The sequence below is a fragment of the Bradyrhizobium sp. Cp5.3 genome (assembly GCF_000426265.1).
In the GTDB taxonomy this organism is placed as follows: domain Bacteria; phylum Pseudomonadota; class Alphaproteobacteria; order Rhizobiales; family Xanthobacteraceae; genus Bradyrhizobium; species Bradyrhizobium neotropicale.
The window spans coordinates 90,845-106,104 of sequence record NZ_AUFA01000005.1 but is presented as its reverse complement, the minus strand read 5'-3'; the positions used below and the strand labels follow the sequence as shown (position 1 = coordinate 106,104).

At 65.2% G+C, this 15,260-nt stretch carries 17 protein-coding genes; 5 read left to right on the top strand and 12 right to left on the bottom strand.

Annotated elements, in window-relative coordinates; translation table 11 throughout:
* Positions 1–22 precede the first annotated feature (22 nt).
* Both K289_RS0110505 and radA read right to left on the bottom strand, forming a co-directional pair.
* On the bottom strand, positions 23–652 hold the full coding sequence (locus tag K289_RS0110505; RefSeq protein WP_027551471.1) for a CvpA family protein: 630 nt from the start codon (positions 650–652) through the stop codon (positions 23–25).
* 168 nt (positions 653–820) lie between these two features.
* Positions 821–2,266, bottom strand: coding sequence for a DNA repair protein RadA (gene radA / locus K289_RS0110500; RefSeq protein WP_027551470.1), 1,446 nt, complete (start codon positions 2,264–2,266; stop codon positions 821–823).
* A gap of 226 nt (positions 2,267–2,492) precedes the next feature.
* On the opposite strand from radA, the gene K289_RS0110495 reads away from it, so the two are divergent.
* Positions 2,493–3,647, top strand: coding sequence for an ABC transporter substrate-binding protein (locus K289_RS0110495; RefSeq protein WP_035684410.1), 1,155 nt, complete (start codon positions 2,493–2,495; stop codon positions 3,645–3,647).
* Entirely contained in the window at positions 3,647–5,716 is a 2,070-nt protein-coding gene (locus tag K289_RS0110490) for a bifunctional diguanylate cyclase/phosphodiesterase (RefSeq protein WP_027551468.1), read from the top strand. The genes K289_RS0110495 and K289_RS0110490 overlap by 1 nt, the downstream gene beginning before the upstream one ends.
* Before the next feature lie 8 nt (positions 5,717–5,724).
* On the opposite strand, the gene K289_RS0110485 is transcribed toward K289_RS0110490, so the two are convergent.
* The 9 genes from K289_RS0110485 to K289_RS0110445 all read right to left on the bottom strand — a co-directional run bounded on the left by K289_RS0110485 (position 5,725) and on the right by K289_RS0110445 (position 12,659).
* Positions 5,725–6,453, bottom strand: coding sequence for a sulfite exporter TauE/SafE family protein (locus tag K289_RS0110485; RefSeq protein ID WP_027551467.1), 729 nt, complete (start codon positions 6,451–6,453; stop codon positions 5,725–5,727).
* A gap of 135 nt (positions 6,454–6,588) precedes the next feature.
* Positions 6,589–7,548 carry a ribokinase gene (locus K289_RS0110480; RefSeq protein WP_371260803.1) on the bottom strand — a complete coding sequence of 320 codons (960 nt, stop codon included), beginning with the start codon at positions 7,546–7,548 and terminating at the stop codon, positions 6,589–6,591.
* Positions 7,526–7,972, bottom strand: a complete 447-nt coding sequence (gene rpiB, locus K289_RS0110475) for a ribose 5-phosphate isomerase B (RefSeq protein ID WP_027551465.1) — start codon at positions 7,970–7,972, stop codon at positions 7,526–7,528. The genes K289_RS0110480 and rpiB overlap by 23 nt, the downstream gene beginning before the upstream one ends.
* A 66-nt stretch (positions 7,973–8,038) precedes the next feature.
* Positions 8,039–8,833 carry a transporter substrate-binding domain-containing protein gene (locus K289_RS0110470; protein WP_027551464.1) on the bottom strand — a complete coding sequence of 265 codons (795 nt, stop codon included), beginning with the start codon at positions 8,831–8,833 and terminating at the stop codon, positions 8,039–8,041.
* A gap of 19 nt (positions 8,834–8,852) precedes the next feature.
* The gene (locus K289_RS0110465; RefSeq protein ID WP_027551463.1) at positions 8,853–9,608 is read right to left on the bottom strand and encodes an amino acid ABC transporter ATP-binding protein; all 756 of its coding nucleotides are present in this window, start codon (positions 9,606–9,608) and stop codon (positions 8,853–8,855) included.
* A gap of 1 nt (position 9,609) precedes the next feature.
* The gene (locus tag K289_RS0110460; RefSeq protein ID WP_027551462.1) at positions 9,610–10,278 is read right to left on the bottom strand and encodes an amino acid ABC transporter permease; all 669 of its coding nucleotides are present in this window, start codon (positions 10,276–10,278) and stop codon (positions 9,610–9,612) included.
* Positions 10,279–10,285: 7 nt separating this feature from the next.
* Complete coding sequence (locus K289_RS0110455; RefSeq protein ID WP_027551461.1) at positions 10,286–10,969, bottom strand: amino acid ABC transporter permease; 684 nt, start codon at positions 10,967–10,969, stop codon at positions 10,286–10,288.
* A gap of 9 nt (positions 10,970–10,978) precedes the next feature.
* Positions 10,979–11,878, bottom strand: coding sequence for an NAD(P)-dependent oxidoreductase (locus tag K289_RS0110450; RefSeq protein ID WP_027551460.1), 900 nt, complete (start codon positions 11,876–11,878; stop codon positions 10,979–10,981).
* Positions 11,879–11,918: 40 nt separating this feature from the next.
* Positions 11,919–12,659 (bottom strand): FadR/GntR family transcriptional regulator, encoded by a 741-nt coding sequence (locus K289_RS0110445; RefSeq protein WP_027551459.1) that lies wholly within the window; start codon positions 12,657–12,659, stop codon positions 11,919–11,921.
* 279 nt (positions 12,660–12,938) lie between these two features.
* Here K289_RS0110445 and K289_RS0110440 point away from each other — a divergent pair, with 279 nt between their 5' ends.
* A complete protein-coding gene (locus tag K289_RS0110440) occupies positions 12,939–13,307 on the top strand; it encodes a GFA family protein (protein WP_027551458.1) in 369 nt (122 codons plus the stop codon).
* 101 nt (positions 13,308–13,408) lie between these two features.
* Entirely contained in the window at positions 13,409–14,224 is an 816-nt protein-coding gene (locus K289_RS0110435; protein WP_027551457.1) for a DUF4886 domain-containing protein, read from the top strand.
* A gap of 1 nt (position 14,225) precedes the next feature.
* Here K289_RS0110435 and K289_RS0110430 read toward each other — a convergent pair whose 3' ends face one another.
* Entirely contained in the window at positions 14,226–14,996 is a 771-nt protein-coding gene (locus tag K289_RS0110430; protein WP_027551456.1) for an exodeoxyribonuclease III, read from the bottom strand.
* A 45-nt stretch (positions 14,997–15,041) separates the two neighbouring features.
* Between K289_RS0110430 and K289_RS0110425 the strand changes: the two genes are divergently transcribed.
* Positions 15,042–15,260: a cysteine rich repeat-containing protein gene (locus tag K289_RS0110425; RefSeq protein WP_027551455.1), complete on the top strand. Its 219-nt coding sequence runs from the start codon at positions 15,042–15,044 to the stop codon at positions 15,258–15,260.

Sequence of the window (15,260 nt, the reverse complement as noted above, 5' to 3'; positions counted from 1 at the left end):
CCGCGCCTCTCTCTGGGTTCAATCAACGCGCCGCAGGCTTCTCGATCAGCTTTTTCAGGCTGTCACGAGCTGGTTTACTGTATCCGTCGCTGCCGCCCGAAGGCTGCTGCTCGGAATCAGCTTGATCATCATCTGGTTTGTTTTTCTTGAATCTCTTCAAGATGGTGTTCTCGGGGTCATCCGGCAAGAGCGACATCAGCCAATCCCCGGTTCCCTGGAGCACGACCCGGGACTTGGCCCCGGTGACCCAGTCCGGACGCTGCTTGTCCGGCACCAGCCAGGTGAAGAACAGGAAGGCGACCACGACGATCAAAAGGCCGCGAGCGAGGCCAAACAGGAAGCCGAGGGTGCGGTCGAGGGCGCCGATCCGCGAATCCAGGATCATGTCGGAGATGCGCACCGTGATCACGGAGACCACGATCAGGGTGCCGACGAAGACGCCGGCGACGACGACCACGCTCGCGACCGTGTCGTTGTTGAAATAGGTCTTTGCGGTCGGCAGCAGCTTGGAGAACGAGTAGAGCGTCACGATCGCGGCGGCGCCCCAGGCTGCGATCGACAGGATTTCGCGCATGAAGCCGCGGACCATGGCAAGCAGGCCCGAGATCAACATCACACCGAGCAGAATCAGGTCGAGGAGTGTAATCGGCATCGGCTGGTCTGGTCCGCTCGTACTCTCAAAGGTGCTCAGCGAATCGGTGTTCTGGCCGCCGCCCTAAGTGAGGGGCAGACAATGCTCCCGGCAAGACCGGAACCACGCAATCCCGTGCTGCTTTTGTGACGGCTGTATAGCGGCGGGGGCCGGGGACGTCACCTCCGGCTAACCCTCTCCACGGCGGAATCTTGCCGGTGTGGCATTTTTCTCTGCCGGCGCGTTCGCATCGCCTCGGCGGGAGCCGCGGGCGGCGATCTCGGCCACCAAGGTCGTCAGGCTGTTGACCGCGTTGAGCGCCAGCCCGGCGTCGCCGCCAGCCTCGCCCCGGGCCGATTCGGGCAGTACGGCGCGGCTGAAACCGAGCTTGGCCGCCTCTTTCAGCCGGGCAGGCGTCTGGGCCACTGGGCGGACTACGCCGGAGAGTGAGATTTCGCCGAAATAGACCGCATCCGTGGGTAACTGCGCATTAACCAGGGAGGACACCAGCGCAGCCGCGGCGGCGAGATCGGCCGCCGGCTCGTGGATGCGCAGGCCACCGGCGACGTTCAGGTAGACGTCATGGCCGGACAGCTTGACCCCGCAATGGGCCTCCAGCACCGCCAGCACCATCGAGAGCCGGCTCGGGTCCCAGCCGACCACCGCCCGCCGCGGGGTTCCGAGCGAGGTCGGGGCGACCAGCGCCTGCAACTCGACCAGCACGGGCCGCGTGCCCTCGATGCCGGCGAACACCGCCGTGCCCGGCGTCCCGAGGTCGCGCTCGGAAAGGAACAGCTCCGACGGGTTCGTCACTTCGCGCAGGCCGAGGCCCGTCATCTCGAACACGCCGATCTCGTCGGTCGGGCCGAAGCGGTTCTTCACCGCGCGCAGGATGCGGAATTGCTGCGAGCCCTCGCCCTCGAAGGACAGCACGGCGTCAACCATGTGCTCGACCACGCGGGGGCCCGCAATCTGGCCGTCCTTGGTGACATGACCGACCAGGATGATGGCAGCTCCGGTCTTCTTGGCGAAGCGGATCAGCGCCTGTGCGGAGGCGCGCACCTGCGTCACCGTGCCGGGCGCGGATTCCACCGTGTCGGTCCACATGGTCTGGATCGAGTCGATCACGATCAGCCGAGGGACCGCGCCTTCCGACAGCGTTGAGACGATGTCCTCGACCGAGGTTTCGGCGGCAAGCTGCACCGGCGCATCCGACAGTCCGAGCCGTTCTGCGCGCAGGCGCACCTGCGCGACAGCCTCTTCGCCGGAGATGTAGACGATGCGGTGGCCGGCGCGTGCCAGCATGCTGGTCGCCTGCGTGAGCAGGGTCGACTTGCCGATGCCGGGATCGCCGCCGACCAGGAGCACCGAGCCGCGGACAAAGCCGCCGCCGGTGACGCGGTCGAGCTCGGTCATCCCGGAGGACAGGCGCGGGGCGTCCGGACTTTTTCCCGCGAGGCTCTCCAGTGCAAACGTCCGTCCCTTGCGCTTGGAGCGGATCGACACCGGCACGCTGCCGGTCGCGTCTTCCTCGGCAAGCGTGTTCCACTCACCGCAGGCGTCGCACTTGCCCTGCCAGCGATTGTAGGCCGCGCCGCAGTTCTGGCAGACGAAGGAAAGCGTGTTCTTGGCCATGGGAGAGCGAGTCGGAGGGTTTCAGATTTGTTGATAGCACGGAACGGGATGCCGGACGTGCGTTTGCCGGCCCGTCACCGGCACCGCCCACGCAGGTCAATATCGCAATTCAAGCGATTGGATACACCCTTTGTTAGCTCTGCGCGGCCGTAACCAACCGGATTTTGCGAAGTGTTAGCGGACGCGGGGCCAACCTCGGAACCAATTCGGGGTGGCGAAGAGAACGATGAGATTCCTGCGCATATTGCTGGCCGTGAGCCTGGCCTGCGGCGTTCTTGCGCCGGCCGGCGGTGCCGTTGCGGCCGAGGGAAAGCCCCTCAACATCGTCTTCGTCAATCCGGGCAAGACCGGCGAGGTCTTCTGGGACATGGTCTCGCAGACCATGCAGGCGGCCGGGCGCAAGCTCAATGCGAAGGTCGAGGTGCTGACCAGCGAGCGAAACTACCGCACCATGCAGGAGCTCGGCCTCGCCGTGCTCGCCCGTGCCGAGAAGCCCGATTTCCTCATCCTGTCCAACGAAGAATCCGCGGCGGTCCCGATCGTGGAGGCGGCCGAAATCGCTGGCGTCAAGACGCTGCTGCTGTCGAACACGCTGATTGGCGACGATGCGGCGCGCCTGGGGCCGCCGCGCGAAAAGCTCAAGACCTGGCTCGGCGACATCACGACTGACCTCACGACAGCGGGCGCGCGCATGGCGAATGCGCTGATCGGCGCGGCGCGTGCTGGGAAATGGCAGAGCCCGGACGGCAGGATCCACATTCTCGGAATCGGCGGCGACGAGATCACGCCGGCCTCGATCGCCCGCAACGCCGGTCTCGACCTCGCCGTGGCGGCCGCGCCCGACGTGGTGGTGGACCGGATGCTGTTCGCCAACTGGACGCAATCGGAGGCCGAGCACGTCACGGCCAATTATCTGAACTGGGCCTCCCGCAAGGGCATCCGTCCCGCCGGCATATGGGCCGGAAACGATCCGATGGCGCTGGGAGCGCTCAACGCACTGGCGGCCGCCGGCCTCGCGCCGGGCCGGGACATCGAGGTGGTCGGCCTCAATTGGTCGGAGGACGCCCTGCGCGAGATCAAGGCGGGCCGTCTGCTCCTGACCGACGGCGGCCACTTCCTGCTCGGCGGCTGGTCGATCGTCCTGCTGCGCGACTACGCCGACGGCTGCGATTTCGCGGCGGCTTCACCCCATGTCGAGGTCAAGACATCAGCGGTCACGCGCAACAACCTCGTCTCCGTCAGCGCCCTGATCAGGACGCGCGCCTTCGAGCGTATCGACTTCGCGCGCTTCAGAGCCAAGGCCGGCGCCTGCGGCCGTTATGACTTCTCCATCGACGCGCTCATCTCGTCGCTGTCTCCTGCGAACGGCGCCGGTGAATGATGAAGAAAGACGACGCGATGACCGATCCGGATCGAACCGGGCAAGCGAGGCCCGCGGCTTCGCGCTCGGTCGTCCGTGCGATGATCTGGGCCACGGTGCCCGTGCTGCTGCTGGTTCAGCTGCTCGCCTCGGCCGGCGTCGAGGTCTCGAGCTTCTGGTCGCAGATCAGGCAGCTCGACGCCCGCATCGCCCGGGTTGCCGACAGCCGCGCCGAGCTCATCGCCGAGCCGCTCTGGAAGATGCGCTATGAGCAGGTCACGAGCGTGCTTGACGAGATCATGCACGACGAGTCGATCTCTGCCGCAGCCGTCTATGACGACACCGGCGCTGCCATTGCCCGCGTGGTGCCGCGGCCGACCGGCCAGGCGGTCGCGGAGGTCTCGCGTCCCATCAAGTACAGCAACGGCAACATCGCCGTTCAGGCCGGCCGGATCGCGATCGCCTATTCCTATTCCTCGCTCTATGCGGATGCGGGCAGCCGGCTGATGATGCTTCTCGTCGTCGGCGTGCTGGCGACGCTGGCGACCGTGATCGCGATGCGGATTTCGGCGAACATCTTCATCGGCCGGCCGCTCGCCGCCATGATGTCGGCGATCCAGCGCAGCAAGCAGGACGGCCGCGCCTATCCGGCCGATGTCCGGTCCTCGAACGAGTTCGGCCAGCTCGCGCACGCCTTCAACGCCATGCAGCACACGACGTCCGGCGCGCTCGACCGGCTCGGGCACATGGCCTCGCACGATCCGCTCACCGGCTTGCCGAACCGGCGCCCCCTGACCGAGCGCCTTGTCGTCCTGAGCAGCGAGGCCGGTTCGCACGATGCGCTGGTCGCGTTCTGCTTCATCGATCTCGACGACTTCAAGGGCATCAACGACACGTTCGGCCACGATGCCGGCGACAAGTTCCTGGTTCATATTTCGGAGCGGCTTCGCGGTGCGGTCGAAGCGGAGGATTGGGTCGCGCGGCTCGGCGGCGACGAGTTCGTGGTCATTCGCCCCGAGGTGACGGACGAGGCGGCCGCACAGGCGTTCGCACGGCGCTTGCTGGACGCCATTTCCGAGCCGATCCGGCTGCACGACAAGCTGGTGATGCCGCGCGCCAGCATCGGCCTCGCCGTGCGCCACGCCGACGATCCCGAGCTGTCGCATCTGCCGGCGCTCGCCGACATCGCGCTGTACCATGCCAAGAGCAAGGCGCCGGGCACCGTCGCCGTGCTGGACGAGGCGCTTCAGCGTGACTATCGCCGCCGCAGGGATCTGGAGCTCGCCATTCCGGCGGGCTTCGCCGAAGGACAGTTCGAGGTCTGGTACCAGAGCCAGATCGACTTCGAAAACCAGAGCGTCGCCTGCCTGGAGGCGTTGATCCGCTGGCGCCATCCCGAGCACGGCGTCATCGGACCGGCCGAGTTCCTTCCGCTGATCGAGCGCAGCGGCAACAATGCGCGGCTGACGCGCTATGTGCTGACCGACGCCTGCCGCGCCTTGCAGCGGCTGGCCGCCGCGAGCAAACCGCAGATCCGGATCGCGATCAATCTGCCGCCATCAGAACTGGCGGACCATTCACTCGCCGGCGATATCCGCGAGACCTGCACGCTTTTCGGCGTTGCCGCTTCGTCTCTCGAGCTCGAAATCACCGAGGGCTCGCTGATCAACAACATCACTAGCGCGTCCGAGTCGCTGCGCCGCTTGCGGCGGCTGGGGGCCACAATCGCGCTCGACGATTTCGGCACGGGCTACAGCTCGCTCGCGCACCTGCGCCGCTTTCCGCTCGACAAGGTCAAGATCGACAAGGCGTTCATCAGCGAGATCCCGGCCAGCGCCGAGGACAAGGCGATCGTCGGCGTCATTGCCTCGCTCGCGGACACCTTGGGTCTCACCTTGATTGCGGAAGGCATCGAGCGGGCCGAGCAGGCGCAGGCGATGCGCGAGATCGGCGTGAGGTTCGGGCAGGGCTATCTCTACCAGAGGCCGCAACCGCTCGATGCCGTGCTGCGATGGCTCGAGGGGCAGCCGGCACCCGAGAGCCCGGTACGTGCCGACAGCCCGTCGGTCGTCCCCGAATTCGCGGCCTGAGCGCCGCGCTAGGGTGACTGTGTCGCGTTCCAGAGCATCGAAAGCCCGGCCGCGATCATGATTGCGTCCATCACCAGACGGAACACGTCCGGCTTCAGGTGCAGCACGAAGCGCTTGGCGATGAAGGCGCCTGACATCAGCGAGGAGCCTGCGATCAGGCCCTTGACGAAGACATCCTGCGTCAGAGCGCCGAACCGTTCGAAGGTCACGGATTTAGCGAAATAGAGTCCGAGCGATGAGGCCGCCTCGGTCGCGAGAAAGGCGCCCTTGGTCAGGCCGTAGAACAGGAATAGCGGCACACTGAGCGGGCCGGTCGAGACCACGATGCCGGTGAGATAGCCGATCACGGCGCCGCCGATCGCGAGGTGCCAGAGTTTGGCCTTCAACTGGTGTCGCGCGAGATAGTGCCGGGCCGGCACCATGGCGATCAGGAACAGGCCGATGGCGAGATCGACGGCGTGCGAGGGCAGCGCCAGCAGCGTGCGTGCGCCAAGGGCGGCGGCCGGAACGCCCGTGACCGAATAGGCCGCGCAGGCCCGCCAGTCGACCTCGCGCCACCAGGCCAGGATCCGCGAAAAATTCGCCATCACGGACGCGACCGCCATGATCGGAACCGCCTCCTTCGGCCCGTAGGCATAGACCAGCACCGGCATCAGCATGATCGACGACCCCGTGCCGACGATGCCGGAAATGGTGCCGGCCAGCAGGCCGACGCTGAGGACGAAGAGGAAAGCCAAGGGAACCGCTCCGGGAATCGGGGGAGTGTAGCCGGAGGAGCCTCTGAGGGCGAATGGTGGTGCCAGATGTTCGGGAGCGTCGTCTTGAAAATCGGGACGACGGTGAAGCACCGGAACTCGGTGTCGCCGGACCGATCAGGCAAGAGACGAGAGTGCGCTCCGGTGGGGCATGCCGGCCTGCGCGCCACGCTTGAGGCACTTTTGCGCTGCGGCTTCGCACCCAACACGCATCGCTGCTTCCAGTGGCATGGTTTCACTCAGCATGGCGGCCAATGCGCCGGCAAAGGTGTCGCCCGCGCCGGTCGTGTCGACCGGCGTGATGTGCAGGGCGGGCACCCGAAGGCAGGTGCCGTCAGCCGTCGCGGCAAGCGCACCTTGCGCGCCCGCGGTGACGATGCAGGTGAGATCACCGGCCTTCGCGAGATGACCGGCTGCGGTTTCGTAATCGGAAGAGGCGAGGCCGATGGCTGCGGCGGAATCGCGCGCCTCGTGCTCGTTGACGAGGAGGTAGTCGGTCACAGCGAGCAGCTCTGTGACCATTGGCGCAGTCACCTGCTCCGGAACCGGCGCGAGATTCCAGAGCACGGTGCCCGATGCCGATTTCGTCCGGCGTGCAGCCGCAAGCGACTGCGCGAACGCGACCTCCATCTGCAACACGAGGAGAGTATCGGCGGCGAAGAATCCGGCCGGAAGGTCTGACGCGCTGGCGGCCATGTTGGCGCCGCTGGCGACGGTGATCGCATTCTCGCCGGCACGATCGACCGTGATGAAGGCACAGCCGGTGGGCTCATCGGATCGGATGACGAGACCGGTGTCGACGCCGTTTGCCGCGAGGTTCTCGATCGCGTCGTTGCCAAAGCCATCGTGACCGACGCGCCCCGCCATCCGGACACGTCCTGCGCCCCCGATCCGCGCGGCGGCCACTGCCTGATTGGCGCCCTTGCCGCCGAAATGCATCCGGTAGGACGGCGCGAGCACCGTCCGGCCGGGGCCGGGAATGACCGGGACCTGCGCGACCAGATCGATGTTGAGCGATCCGAATACCAGGATCATGGCGCGCAGCCCCGCGAGGTCAGCCTTCCTCGTCCATGACACGAAGCTTCTCGACGCGGCGGCGGAAGTCCTCGTCGGTGGAGAATTCGGCGGAAAGATAAGAAGAAACCAGATCCACTGCGAGCCAGGCGCCGACGATCTGGGCGCCGATGCACATGACGTTCACGTCATCATGCTCGACGCTCTGGTGGGCCGAATGAACGTCGTGGCAGACCGCGGCGCGGATGCCCTTCATCTTGTTGGCGGCGATCGAGGCGCCGACGCCGGTGCCGCACACCATGATGCCGCGCGCGGCTTCGCCCGAAGTTACCTTCTGCGCCACGGCGCGCGCGATGTCGGGGAAGTCGACCGGCTTGTCGTCATAGGAGCCGACGTCGACGACCTCATGGCCGAGGCTGCGGATATGGCTGATGACTGTCTGCTTGAGCGGCCAGCCGGCGTGGTCCGATCCGATGACGAGGCGCATGTGATTTCCTTTTCGATTGTCCTTTGACCGTGACGGCCGATGCCGGCCGTCACGGTCCGGTCTCGTTCAGCCACGCATGTCGGGCGGGAGCTCGACCCCGTGGAATTTCTTGTAGATGACGTTCAACTTGCCGTTCTTGATGTTTTCGGCGATCCAGGCATTGAGCTTGTCCATCAGGCGCGGCTCGCCCTTCTTCAGGCCGATGGCGAGATCGAAGGTTGCGAGCGGGATGCGTGACTCGAAGACGCGCGCCGGATTCTTGACGCCGATCTGGTTGATGATCGTCGCCGACGAGCCGACGCAGTCGACCTGACCGGAGACGGCCGCCGTCACCATAGTGGCATCGTCGTCAAAGCGAGCGATCTTCAGGTCCTTGTCCTTCATGTTGGACAAGGTCGTGTCCTGCGTGGTGCCGCGGGAGACGCCGATCGATTTGTCCTTGACGTCGGGCCAGTCCTTGACGCTCGACGATTTCATGCAGCCGATGTCCGATTGCAGCGTCGCGTAGCGATTGGTGAAGTCGATCACCTTGGCGCGTTCGGGCGTCACCGACAGCGTCGAGATGATGATGTCGGCCTTGCCGGTCAGGACGTTGGGGATGCGGGTCGCGCCGGTGGTCTGGACGAATTCGAGCTCGAGTCCCCAATCCTTGGCGAGCAGTTGCGCCACGTCGACGTCCGAACCGGTCGGCTTCATGCTGGCGTCCATCATGCCCGAGGGCGGAATGGCAAGATCGGTCGAGATGCGGATCTTCTTCGCTTTCATGATGTCGTCGAGCAGGTCGGCCGATGCCGGCGTCGCCGCCATCATCACGAGGCAGCACAGCGATACGGCTGCGCCCAGCAATTTCCTGTTTGTCATCCTTGGTTCTCCTCTCCTGTTATGATTTTAGATTGCCCGTGCCGACGAACTGCATCAGCTCGGGGGTCGTGGGCGACGTCAGAATCGAGGCGGGCCCGGTCTCGTGAACCTTGCCGCGATGCATGAACACGATCCTGTCGGCGATGCTCTTGGCGAACCCCATCTCGTGGGTGACCATCACCATGGTCATTCCGTCCGCGGCCAATTGCTCGATGACCTTCAGCACTTCGCCGGTGAGCTCGGGATCGAGTGCGGAAGTAACCTCGTCGAACAACATGACCTTCGGCTGCATCGCGAGCGAGCGGGCGATCGCGGCGCGCTGCTGCTGGCCGCCGGACAGTTGCTCGGGATAGGCGTGCAGCTTCTCCTCGAGCCCGACCTGGGCGAGCACCTTGCGCGCCAATTCCTTCGCCTGGCCGGTGGCCATTTTCTTTACAGCGCAGGGCGCCAGCGTGATGTTTTGTTCGATCGTCAGGTGCGGGAATAGATTGTAGCTCTGGAACACGATGCCGACGTCCTGGCGCAGGGCGCGCAGATCCACGTCCGGCCGGTCGACCCGGTGCCCGCACACCATGATTTCGCCGCCGTCGACTTTCTCGAAGCGGTCGATGCAGCGCAGGGCCGTGCTCTTGCCTGAGCCGGACCGGCCGATAATGGCGAGCACCTCGCCGCGATCGACGGCGAAGCTGACGCCGTCGAGGACCTTGAGCGGGCCAAAGCTCTTCTGCACGTCGCGGAGCGACACGATTGGTTCGGAGGAGGTGTTCTGCTGCATGTCAGGCCGGAGCGAGGTTGACCCTGCCACGTCCCATGCGTCGCTCCAGCCTCTGGCTGAACAGCGACAGCGGATAGCACATGGCAAAGTAGACGACGGCGATGATCGCGTAGATGACGAAGGGTTCGAACAGAGAGTTGTTGACGATCTGGCCCGAACGCATCAGCTCGACGAAGCCGACCACTGACGCGAGCGAGGTGTTCTTGATGATCTGCACCATGAATCCGACGGTGGGCGGCGTCGCGATGCGAATCGCCTGCGGCAAGATCACCTTCAGCATGCGCTGGGTCCGGCTCAGCGCGAGGCCTTCCGCCGCCTCCCATTGCGGCTTCGGCACGGACTGGATGGAGCCGCGCCAGATCTCGCCGAGATAGGCGGCGACATAGAGCGTGAGCGAGGCAGAGGCCGCCACGAGCGGCGAGACCTGCAGGCCGATCGCGGCGAGGCCAAAATAGCCGAGGAACAGGATGACGAGCAGCGGCGTGCCCTGGACGAGCTGGACATAGGCGGCGCTGGCGAGCCGCACCGATTTGAGCGGCGATATGCGCGCCAGCGCGATCGCGAAGCCGACGATGCCGCCGCCGATGAGCGCGATGAGGGACAGCCCGACGGTCCACAGTGCGCCGTGACCGAGGAAGATCAGGTGATTGATGTTGAGATGTCCGCCCATGGTCATCTCACAGCGGTGTGCCGAGCCGGCGCCGGCGCGGAAACAGCACGAGGCCGAGGCCCCAGAATCCGGCGCGCATCACCAGCGACAGGATCACGTAGAGAACGGCGACGATGATGTACGTCTCGAAGGCGCGATAAGTGTCCGACTGGATGTAGTTGGCGATCGCGGTGAGCTCCTCGGCCGAGATCTGCGAGCAGACCGAGGAGGCCAGCATCAAGAGTACGAACTGGCTGGTGAGCGCGGGATAGACCCGCTCGACGGCGGGCAACAGGATGATGTGCCAGTAGATCTGCACGCGCGAAAGCGCCAGTCCCTCGGCCGCCTCGATCTGGCCGCGCGGGATTGCCTCGAAGCCGGCGCGCATGATCTCGGCGGTATAAGCGCCGACATTGATGGTGAGTGCCGCGACGGCCACGGTGAAGGCGGAGAATTTCAGGCCAAGGCTGGCGAGCCCGAAATAGACCAGGAAGATCTGGACCAGCAACGGCGTGTTGCGGATCGTCTCGACATAGACCTTGCAGGCACCGGCGATCAGCGCGTTGTGCGTTCCGCGTCCGACTGCGGCAAGCGTGCCGAGGAGGGCGCCGAACACGGTCGCGAGGGCCGCGAGCTCCAGGGTGAGGGCGGCGCCGCCGAGGAAGCTCGGCCAGCGCTCCAACACCGCAGGAAAGTCGAGTTGGATACCCATCGCGCCCGGTCAGTCCCTGACCTGGTTGGTCATGCGGTCATAGACGCGGAACAGCGCCTGGTTGCCGTTTGTGCCTTCGCCGTGCGCCCGTGCATCGACATACTGGCTGGTGACGAGCGCGGTGCCGGGCAACGGCACGTTCAGCGCCTGTGCGTGCTCCTGCACCAGGCGAAGGTCCTTCAGCATCAGGTCGATGCGGAAGCCGGCGCTGACATCGCCCTCGATCATGGCGGGGCCGAGCTTGTCGAGCATCCAGGAGGCGGCAGAGCCGCCGAGCAGTACCCGGCGGAGCAGGTTGAGATCGACGCCTGAGGCGCGTCCCAGCGCGAGTGCCTCGCAGATTGCCTGGATGTTGATGCCGCAGATGAGTTGATTGCAGAGTTTTACGGTCTGGCCGGCGCCGGATGCGCCGACATGCGTGATGGTCGTGCCCATGGCGCGGAAGAACGGTTCGGCCCGCGTAAAGGCGCCGGAATCGCCGCCCGCCATGATCGACAGCGCCGCGTTCTTCGCACCCAGCGGACCGCCCGAGACCGGCGCGTCGATGAAGCTGGTGCCAATCCGTTTCAAATCGGCATGGATGCGGCGGACCGCCACCGGCGAGATCGTGCTCATGTCCACGACAAGCTTGCCGGGTGGGGGCGACTTCAGCAGGCCGTCCTTGCCGTAGATGGTCGCCTCGACATGGGGCGTGTCGGGCAGCATCGTGATGACAATCTCGGCGCCGCGCGCGGCATCCGCTGGAGTTTGCGCGCGCACCGCGCCTTCCTTGGCGACATCAGCGACGGCAGCCTCGTTGAGATCGAAGGCATGAACCGCGTGCCCGGCTTTCAGGACGTTGCGCACCATTTCCCGGCCCATCGTGCCGATGCCGATGAAGCCCACGCTGCCCTTGTCGTCTCGTCCCATGTCGTTTGTCCGTTTCTTGTTGATTGGTCCGTCCCGTCGGTCAGCGTAAGGCGCTGCTTCGGTCCACGTCGCCGACGACGGCCCGCCGCCGGTATTCGTCTCCGATGGCAAAATGCTTGCGCAGCGTCGCATCCGCTCGTTCTGGATCGCGCGCGACGACCGCCTCGAAGATGCGCCGGTGGTCGTCGATCAGGTACGTCTTCATTGATGGGAAGGCCTGCACCAGTTCGCGACGGCTGCGATGTGAATGTGTGAGCAGGCCCGCCATTGAATTGTGCAGGACGGTCAGCGTCTCCGAACGCGACGCCACGACGATCGCGCGGTGGAAATCGAAGTCGGCCATGCCGCCGGCATCGGCCTCGTCGATCGTCTCCTCGATCCTCGCAAGCGCGCGCTGCAGGCGCTCGAAATCAGCAATGCCTGCGCGTTCGCAGGCGAGCCGGATCGCCTGGCATTCGATCGCAACGCGCGCCTGCATGACGTCGTCGAGCATGTCTGCCTGCTGGGCGAGAGCGAAGGTGAAGAAGTCGTTCAGAACCGACACGTCCGGCCGCGTCACCACGGTTCCGATGCGGTCGCGGATCTCGACGATGCCGAGCACGGTGAGGGCGCGCAGCGCCTCGCGGACGATCGGCCGGCTGACGCCGAGGAGGCTCGCAAGCTCTCGCTCCGAGATCAGGCGGTCGCCGGGCTTGAGCGAGCCTGCAAGCAGGCGCTCGCGCAGGAAGGCAAAGACCTTCTCAAACCCTTTTTCGCCTTCGGCGGCCCGCTTGAGTTCCATCCCCGTCCCGTTTTGATATGACCTTGGTTAGACCAGTAGGATGACCAGAAGGGTGGCGTCAAGAGGCTTGCTTTGCCTGCGCTTTGGAACGGCAGAGGGATGACCCGCTACTTTGCATGGGGTTGTTTTGCGCATTTTCGCAGCGAGCCGATCTCTGGTGTCCGCGAGCGCGAGGCGCTGGTTCGTAAACCAGGGCCGGCGGCGTGCCGCGCTGCTGACAGCATGTTGGCAGCAGGGGAGGGCTATGACCGTCTCCTGCCATTCCTGGAGGGAGTGCTCATGCCGATCGAGGCAAGCTGTCATTGCGGTGAGACGGTATTCGAGGTGACCGAGGCGCCTTCGAACGTGACGCGCTGCACCTGCTCGCTCTGCGCCAAGCGCGGCGCATTGTGGGCCTATTACAAGCCGGTGCAATTCCGTCTGCTGTCGCCTGCCGACAATGTCGCGACCTATCTCTGGGGCAGCCGCACCGTCAGACATCACTTCTGCGCAAGCTGCGGCTGCGGGACCTATTCGGAATCCCCGGACTGGTCGACCGGCAAACCGGACTTCGACAATCCCAAGGTCGCCGTCAACGCCCGCCTGTTCGACGATTTCGATCTCGACGCGGTGCCGGTGAACGTGATCGACGGGAAGAACCTGTGGTGACGAGGTGATTTCGCGCAGCTTCGTTGCACTTCCGTCCTCTTGAGCCGCTCAGGAAAAGCTGGTCTGTTGCCGGCCTCAGGGAGCGAACGGGGAGGAAGACGATGCTGCGCCTTTTGCGAGCGATGTTCGCGATGTGTTTGGCCGTTGTGGCCTGTTTCGGTGCCGCGCAGGCGCAGACCAAGCCGAAGATCACATCGCTCGGGCCGGACTTTCCCAGGGCCGCGCTGTTCGTCGGCAACAGCTTCTTCTACTACAACAACGGCATGCCCGGGCATCTCTCCCTCCTGGAGCGGGCTGCGGATGATGCAAACAAGGCGAGCTATCGCAACACCATGGCGACCATCGGCGGCTCCGGCCTCGATTGGCACGACATGGACAATTTGCTGCGGCCGGGCGGCCTCGGCGCCTATTCCTTCGACGACCAGAACCACGTCGTCTTCAACAAGCCCGGCAAGCAGTTCGATGCCGTCGTAATGATGGATTGCAGCCAGTGCCCGATCCATCCGCAATTGAAGGACGCGTTCGTCACCTTCGCCAGGAAGGACAGCGACATCGTCCGCGCCCACGGCATGCGACCGGTGCTGTTCATGTCCTGGGCCTATGCCGACAGGCCGGAGATGACCGCCGAACTCGCCGAGGCCTACACGGCCGCCGGCAACGCCAATGACGCGCTCGTCATTCCCGCCGGGCTCGCAGTCGCGCGCGTGCGCAAGCTTCAGCCGGAGCTCAATCTCTATGCGCCGGACAGGCGGCACCCGAGTCCCGCGGGCACGTATCTCGCCGCATGCGTGAGCCTTGCCGCGCTGACCGGCCGCTCGCCCGTCGGCAATTCCTACACGATGGGGCTGGATGCGCCGACCGTGGAGCTTCTGCAGAAGGCGGCCTGGGACACGGTGCAGGAGTATTACGGGCGCTGACCTATCGCAGCACGATCCACGCCGGCGCGTGATCGCTGGCGCCGTCCTCGCCGCGGATGGTCTTGTCGACGCCGGCCTTGTGCAGGCGCGGGGCGAGGACCGGGCTGAGCAGCAAATGATCGAGCCGTAGCCCCGCATCGCGTGGCCAGCGGTTTCGCTTGTAATCCCAGAAGGTATAGACGCGTTTCTCCGGATGTAGCTCTCGGATCGCGTCGCACCAACCCTGTGCGACGAGTGAGGCAAAGGCCGCGCGGCTCTTCGGCTGGATCAACGCGTCCTTGTCCCACGAGCGCGTCGGATAGATGTCGATCGCGGTCGGCGCGACATTGTAGTCGCCGGCGAGCACGACCGGAAGATCCTGCTCGAGGAATGTCTTGGCGTGGCGCTTGAGCCGGGCGAGCCAGGCGAGCTTGTAGTCGAATTTCGGTCCGGGTTGTGGATTGCCGTTCGGCAGGTAAATGCTGGTGACGATGATGCCGCGTATTGCGGCCTCGATGTAGCGTGCCTCGTGATCGTCACGATCTCCGGGTAAGCGGTCGCGAGTCAGCACGGGCTCGGCGTCGCGGGCGAGGATGGCGACGCCGTTCCAGGTCTTCTGTCCGCACCACACCGCGCCGTAGCCGGCTTTCTCGATCGCGGCGATCGGGAATTCGCCGTCGGTTGCCTTCAACTCCTGGAGCGCGACGACGTCGGGTCTTGCCGCACGCATCCACGCCTGCAGATTGGGCAGGCGGCGGTTGATGTTGTTGATGTTGAATGTCGCGATCTTCATGTAGAGATGGCGGCCCTATTCGTTACGATCCGAACCGGAGACACCATGTCCAAGTTGAACTTCGCTGCCATCGCCTTTGCCGTCATGTTCTCCGGGGCCGCGCTGGCACAATCGACCGACACGCGCGGCGCGTGCAAGGCCGATTACGACAAATTCTGCGCCGGCATCGCGCCCGGCAAAGGCCAGATCGTCGCTTGCCTCAAGAGCAAGCGCGACCAGCTCAGCGACACCTGCAAGAAGGCACTCGACAGCAGGAAGAAGTAA

Coding starts and splice junctions, on each gene's coding strand:
- K289_RS0110505 (WP_027551471.1), bottom strand. CDS start 652: ATGCCGATTACACTCCTCGACCTGATTCTGCTCGGTGTGATGTTGATC.
- radA (WP_027551470.1), bottom strand. CDS start 2,266: ATGGCCAAGAACACGCTTTCCTTCGTCTGCCAGAACTGCGGCGCGGCC.
- K289_RS0110495 (WP_035684410.1), top strand. CDS start 2,493: ATGAGATTCCTGCGCATATTGCTGGCCGTGAGCCTGGCCTGCGGCGTT.
- K289_RS0110490 (WP_027551468.1), top strand. CDS start 3,647: ATGAAGAAAGACGACGCGATGACCGATCCGGATCGAACCGGGCAAGCG.
- rpiB (WP_027551465.1), bottom strand. CDS start 7,972: ATGCGCCTCGTCATCGGATCGGACCACGCCGGCTGGCCGCTCAAGCAG.
- K289_RS0110470 (WP_027551464.1), bottom strand. CDS start 8,833: ATGACAAACAGGAAATTGCTGGGCGCAGCCGTATCGCTGTGCTGCCTC.
- K289_RS0110465 (WP_027551463.1), bottom strand. CDS start 9,608: ATGCAGCAGAACACCTCCTCCGAACCAATCGTGTCGCTCCGCGACGTG.
- K289_RS0110460 (WP_027551462.1), bottom strand. CDS start 10,278: ATGGGCGGACATCTCAACATCAATCACCTGATCTTCCTCGGTCACGGC.
- K289_RS0110455 (WP_027551461.1), bottom strand. CDS start 10,969: ATGGGTATCCAACTCGACTTTCCTGCGGTGTTGGAGCGCTGGCCGAGC.
- K289_RS0110450 (WP_027551460.1), bottom strand. CDS start 11,878: ATGGGACGAGACGACAAGGGCAGCGTGGGCTTCATCGGCATCGGCACG.
- K289_RS0110445 (WP_027551459.1), bottom strand. CDS start 12,659: ATGGAACTCAAGCGGGCCGCCGAAGGCGAAAAAGGGTTTGAGAAGGTC.
- K289_RS0110440 (WP_027551458.1), top strand. CDS start 12,939: ATGCCGATCGAGGCAAGCTGTCATTGCGGTGAGACGGTATTCGAGGTG.
- K289_RS0110435 (WP_027551457.1), top strand. CDS start 13,409: ATGCTGCGCCTTTTGCGAGCGATGTTCGCGATGTGTTTGGCCGTTGTG.
- K289_RS0110430 (WP_027551456.1), bottom strand. CDS start 14,996: ATGAAGATCGCGACATTCAACATCAACAACATCAACCGCCGCCTGCCC.
- K289_RS0110425 (WP_027551455.1), top strand. CDS start 15,042: ATGTCCAAGTTGAACTTCGCTGCCATCGCCTTTGCCGTCATGTTCTCC.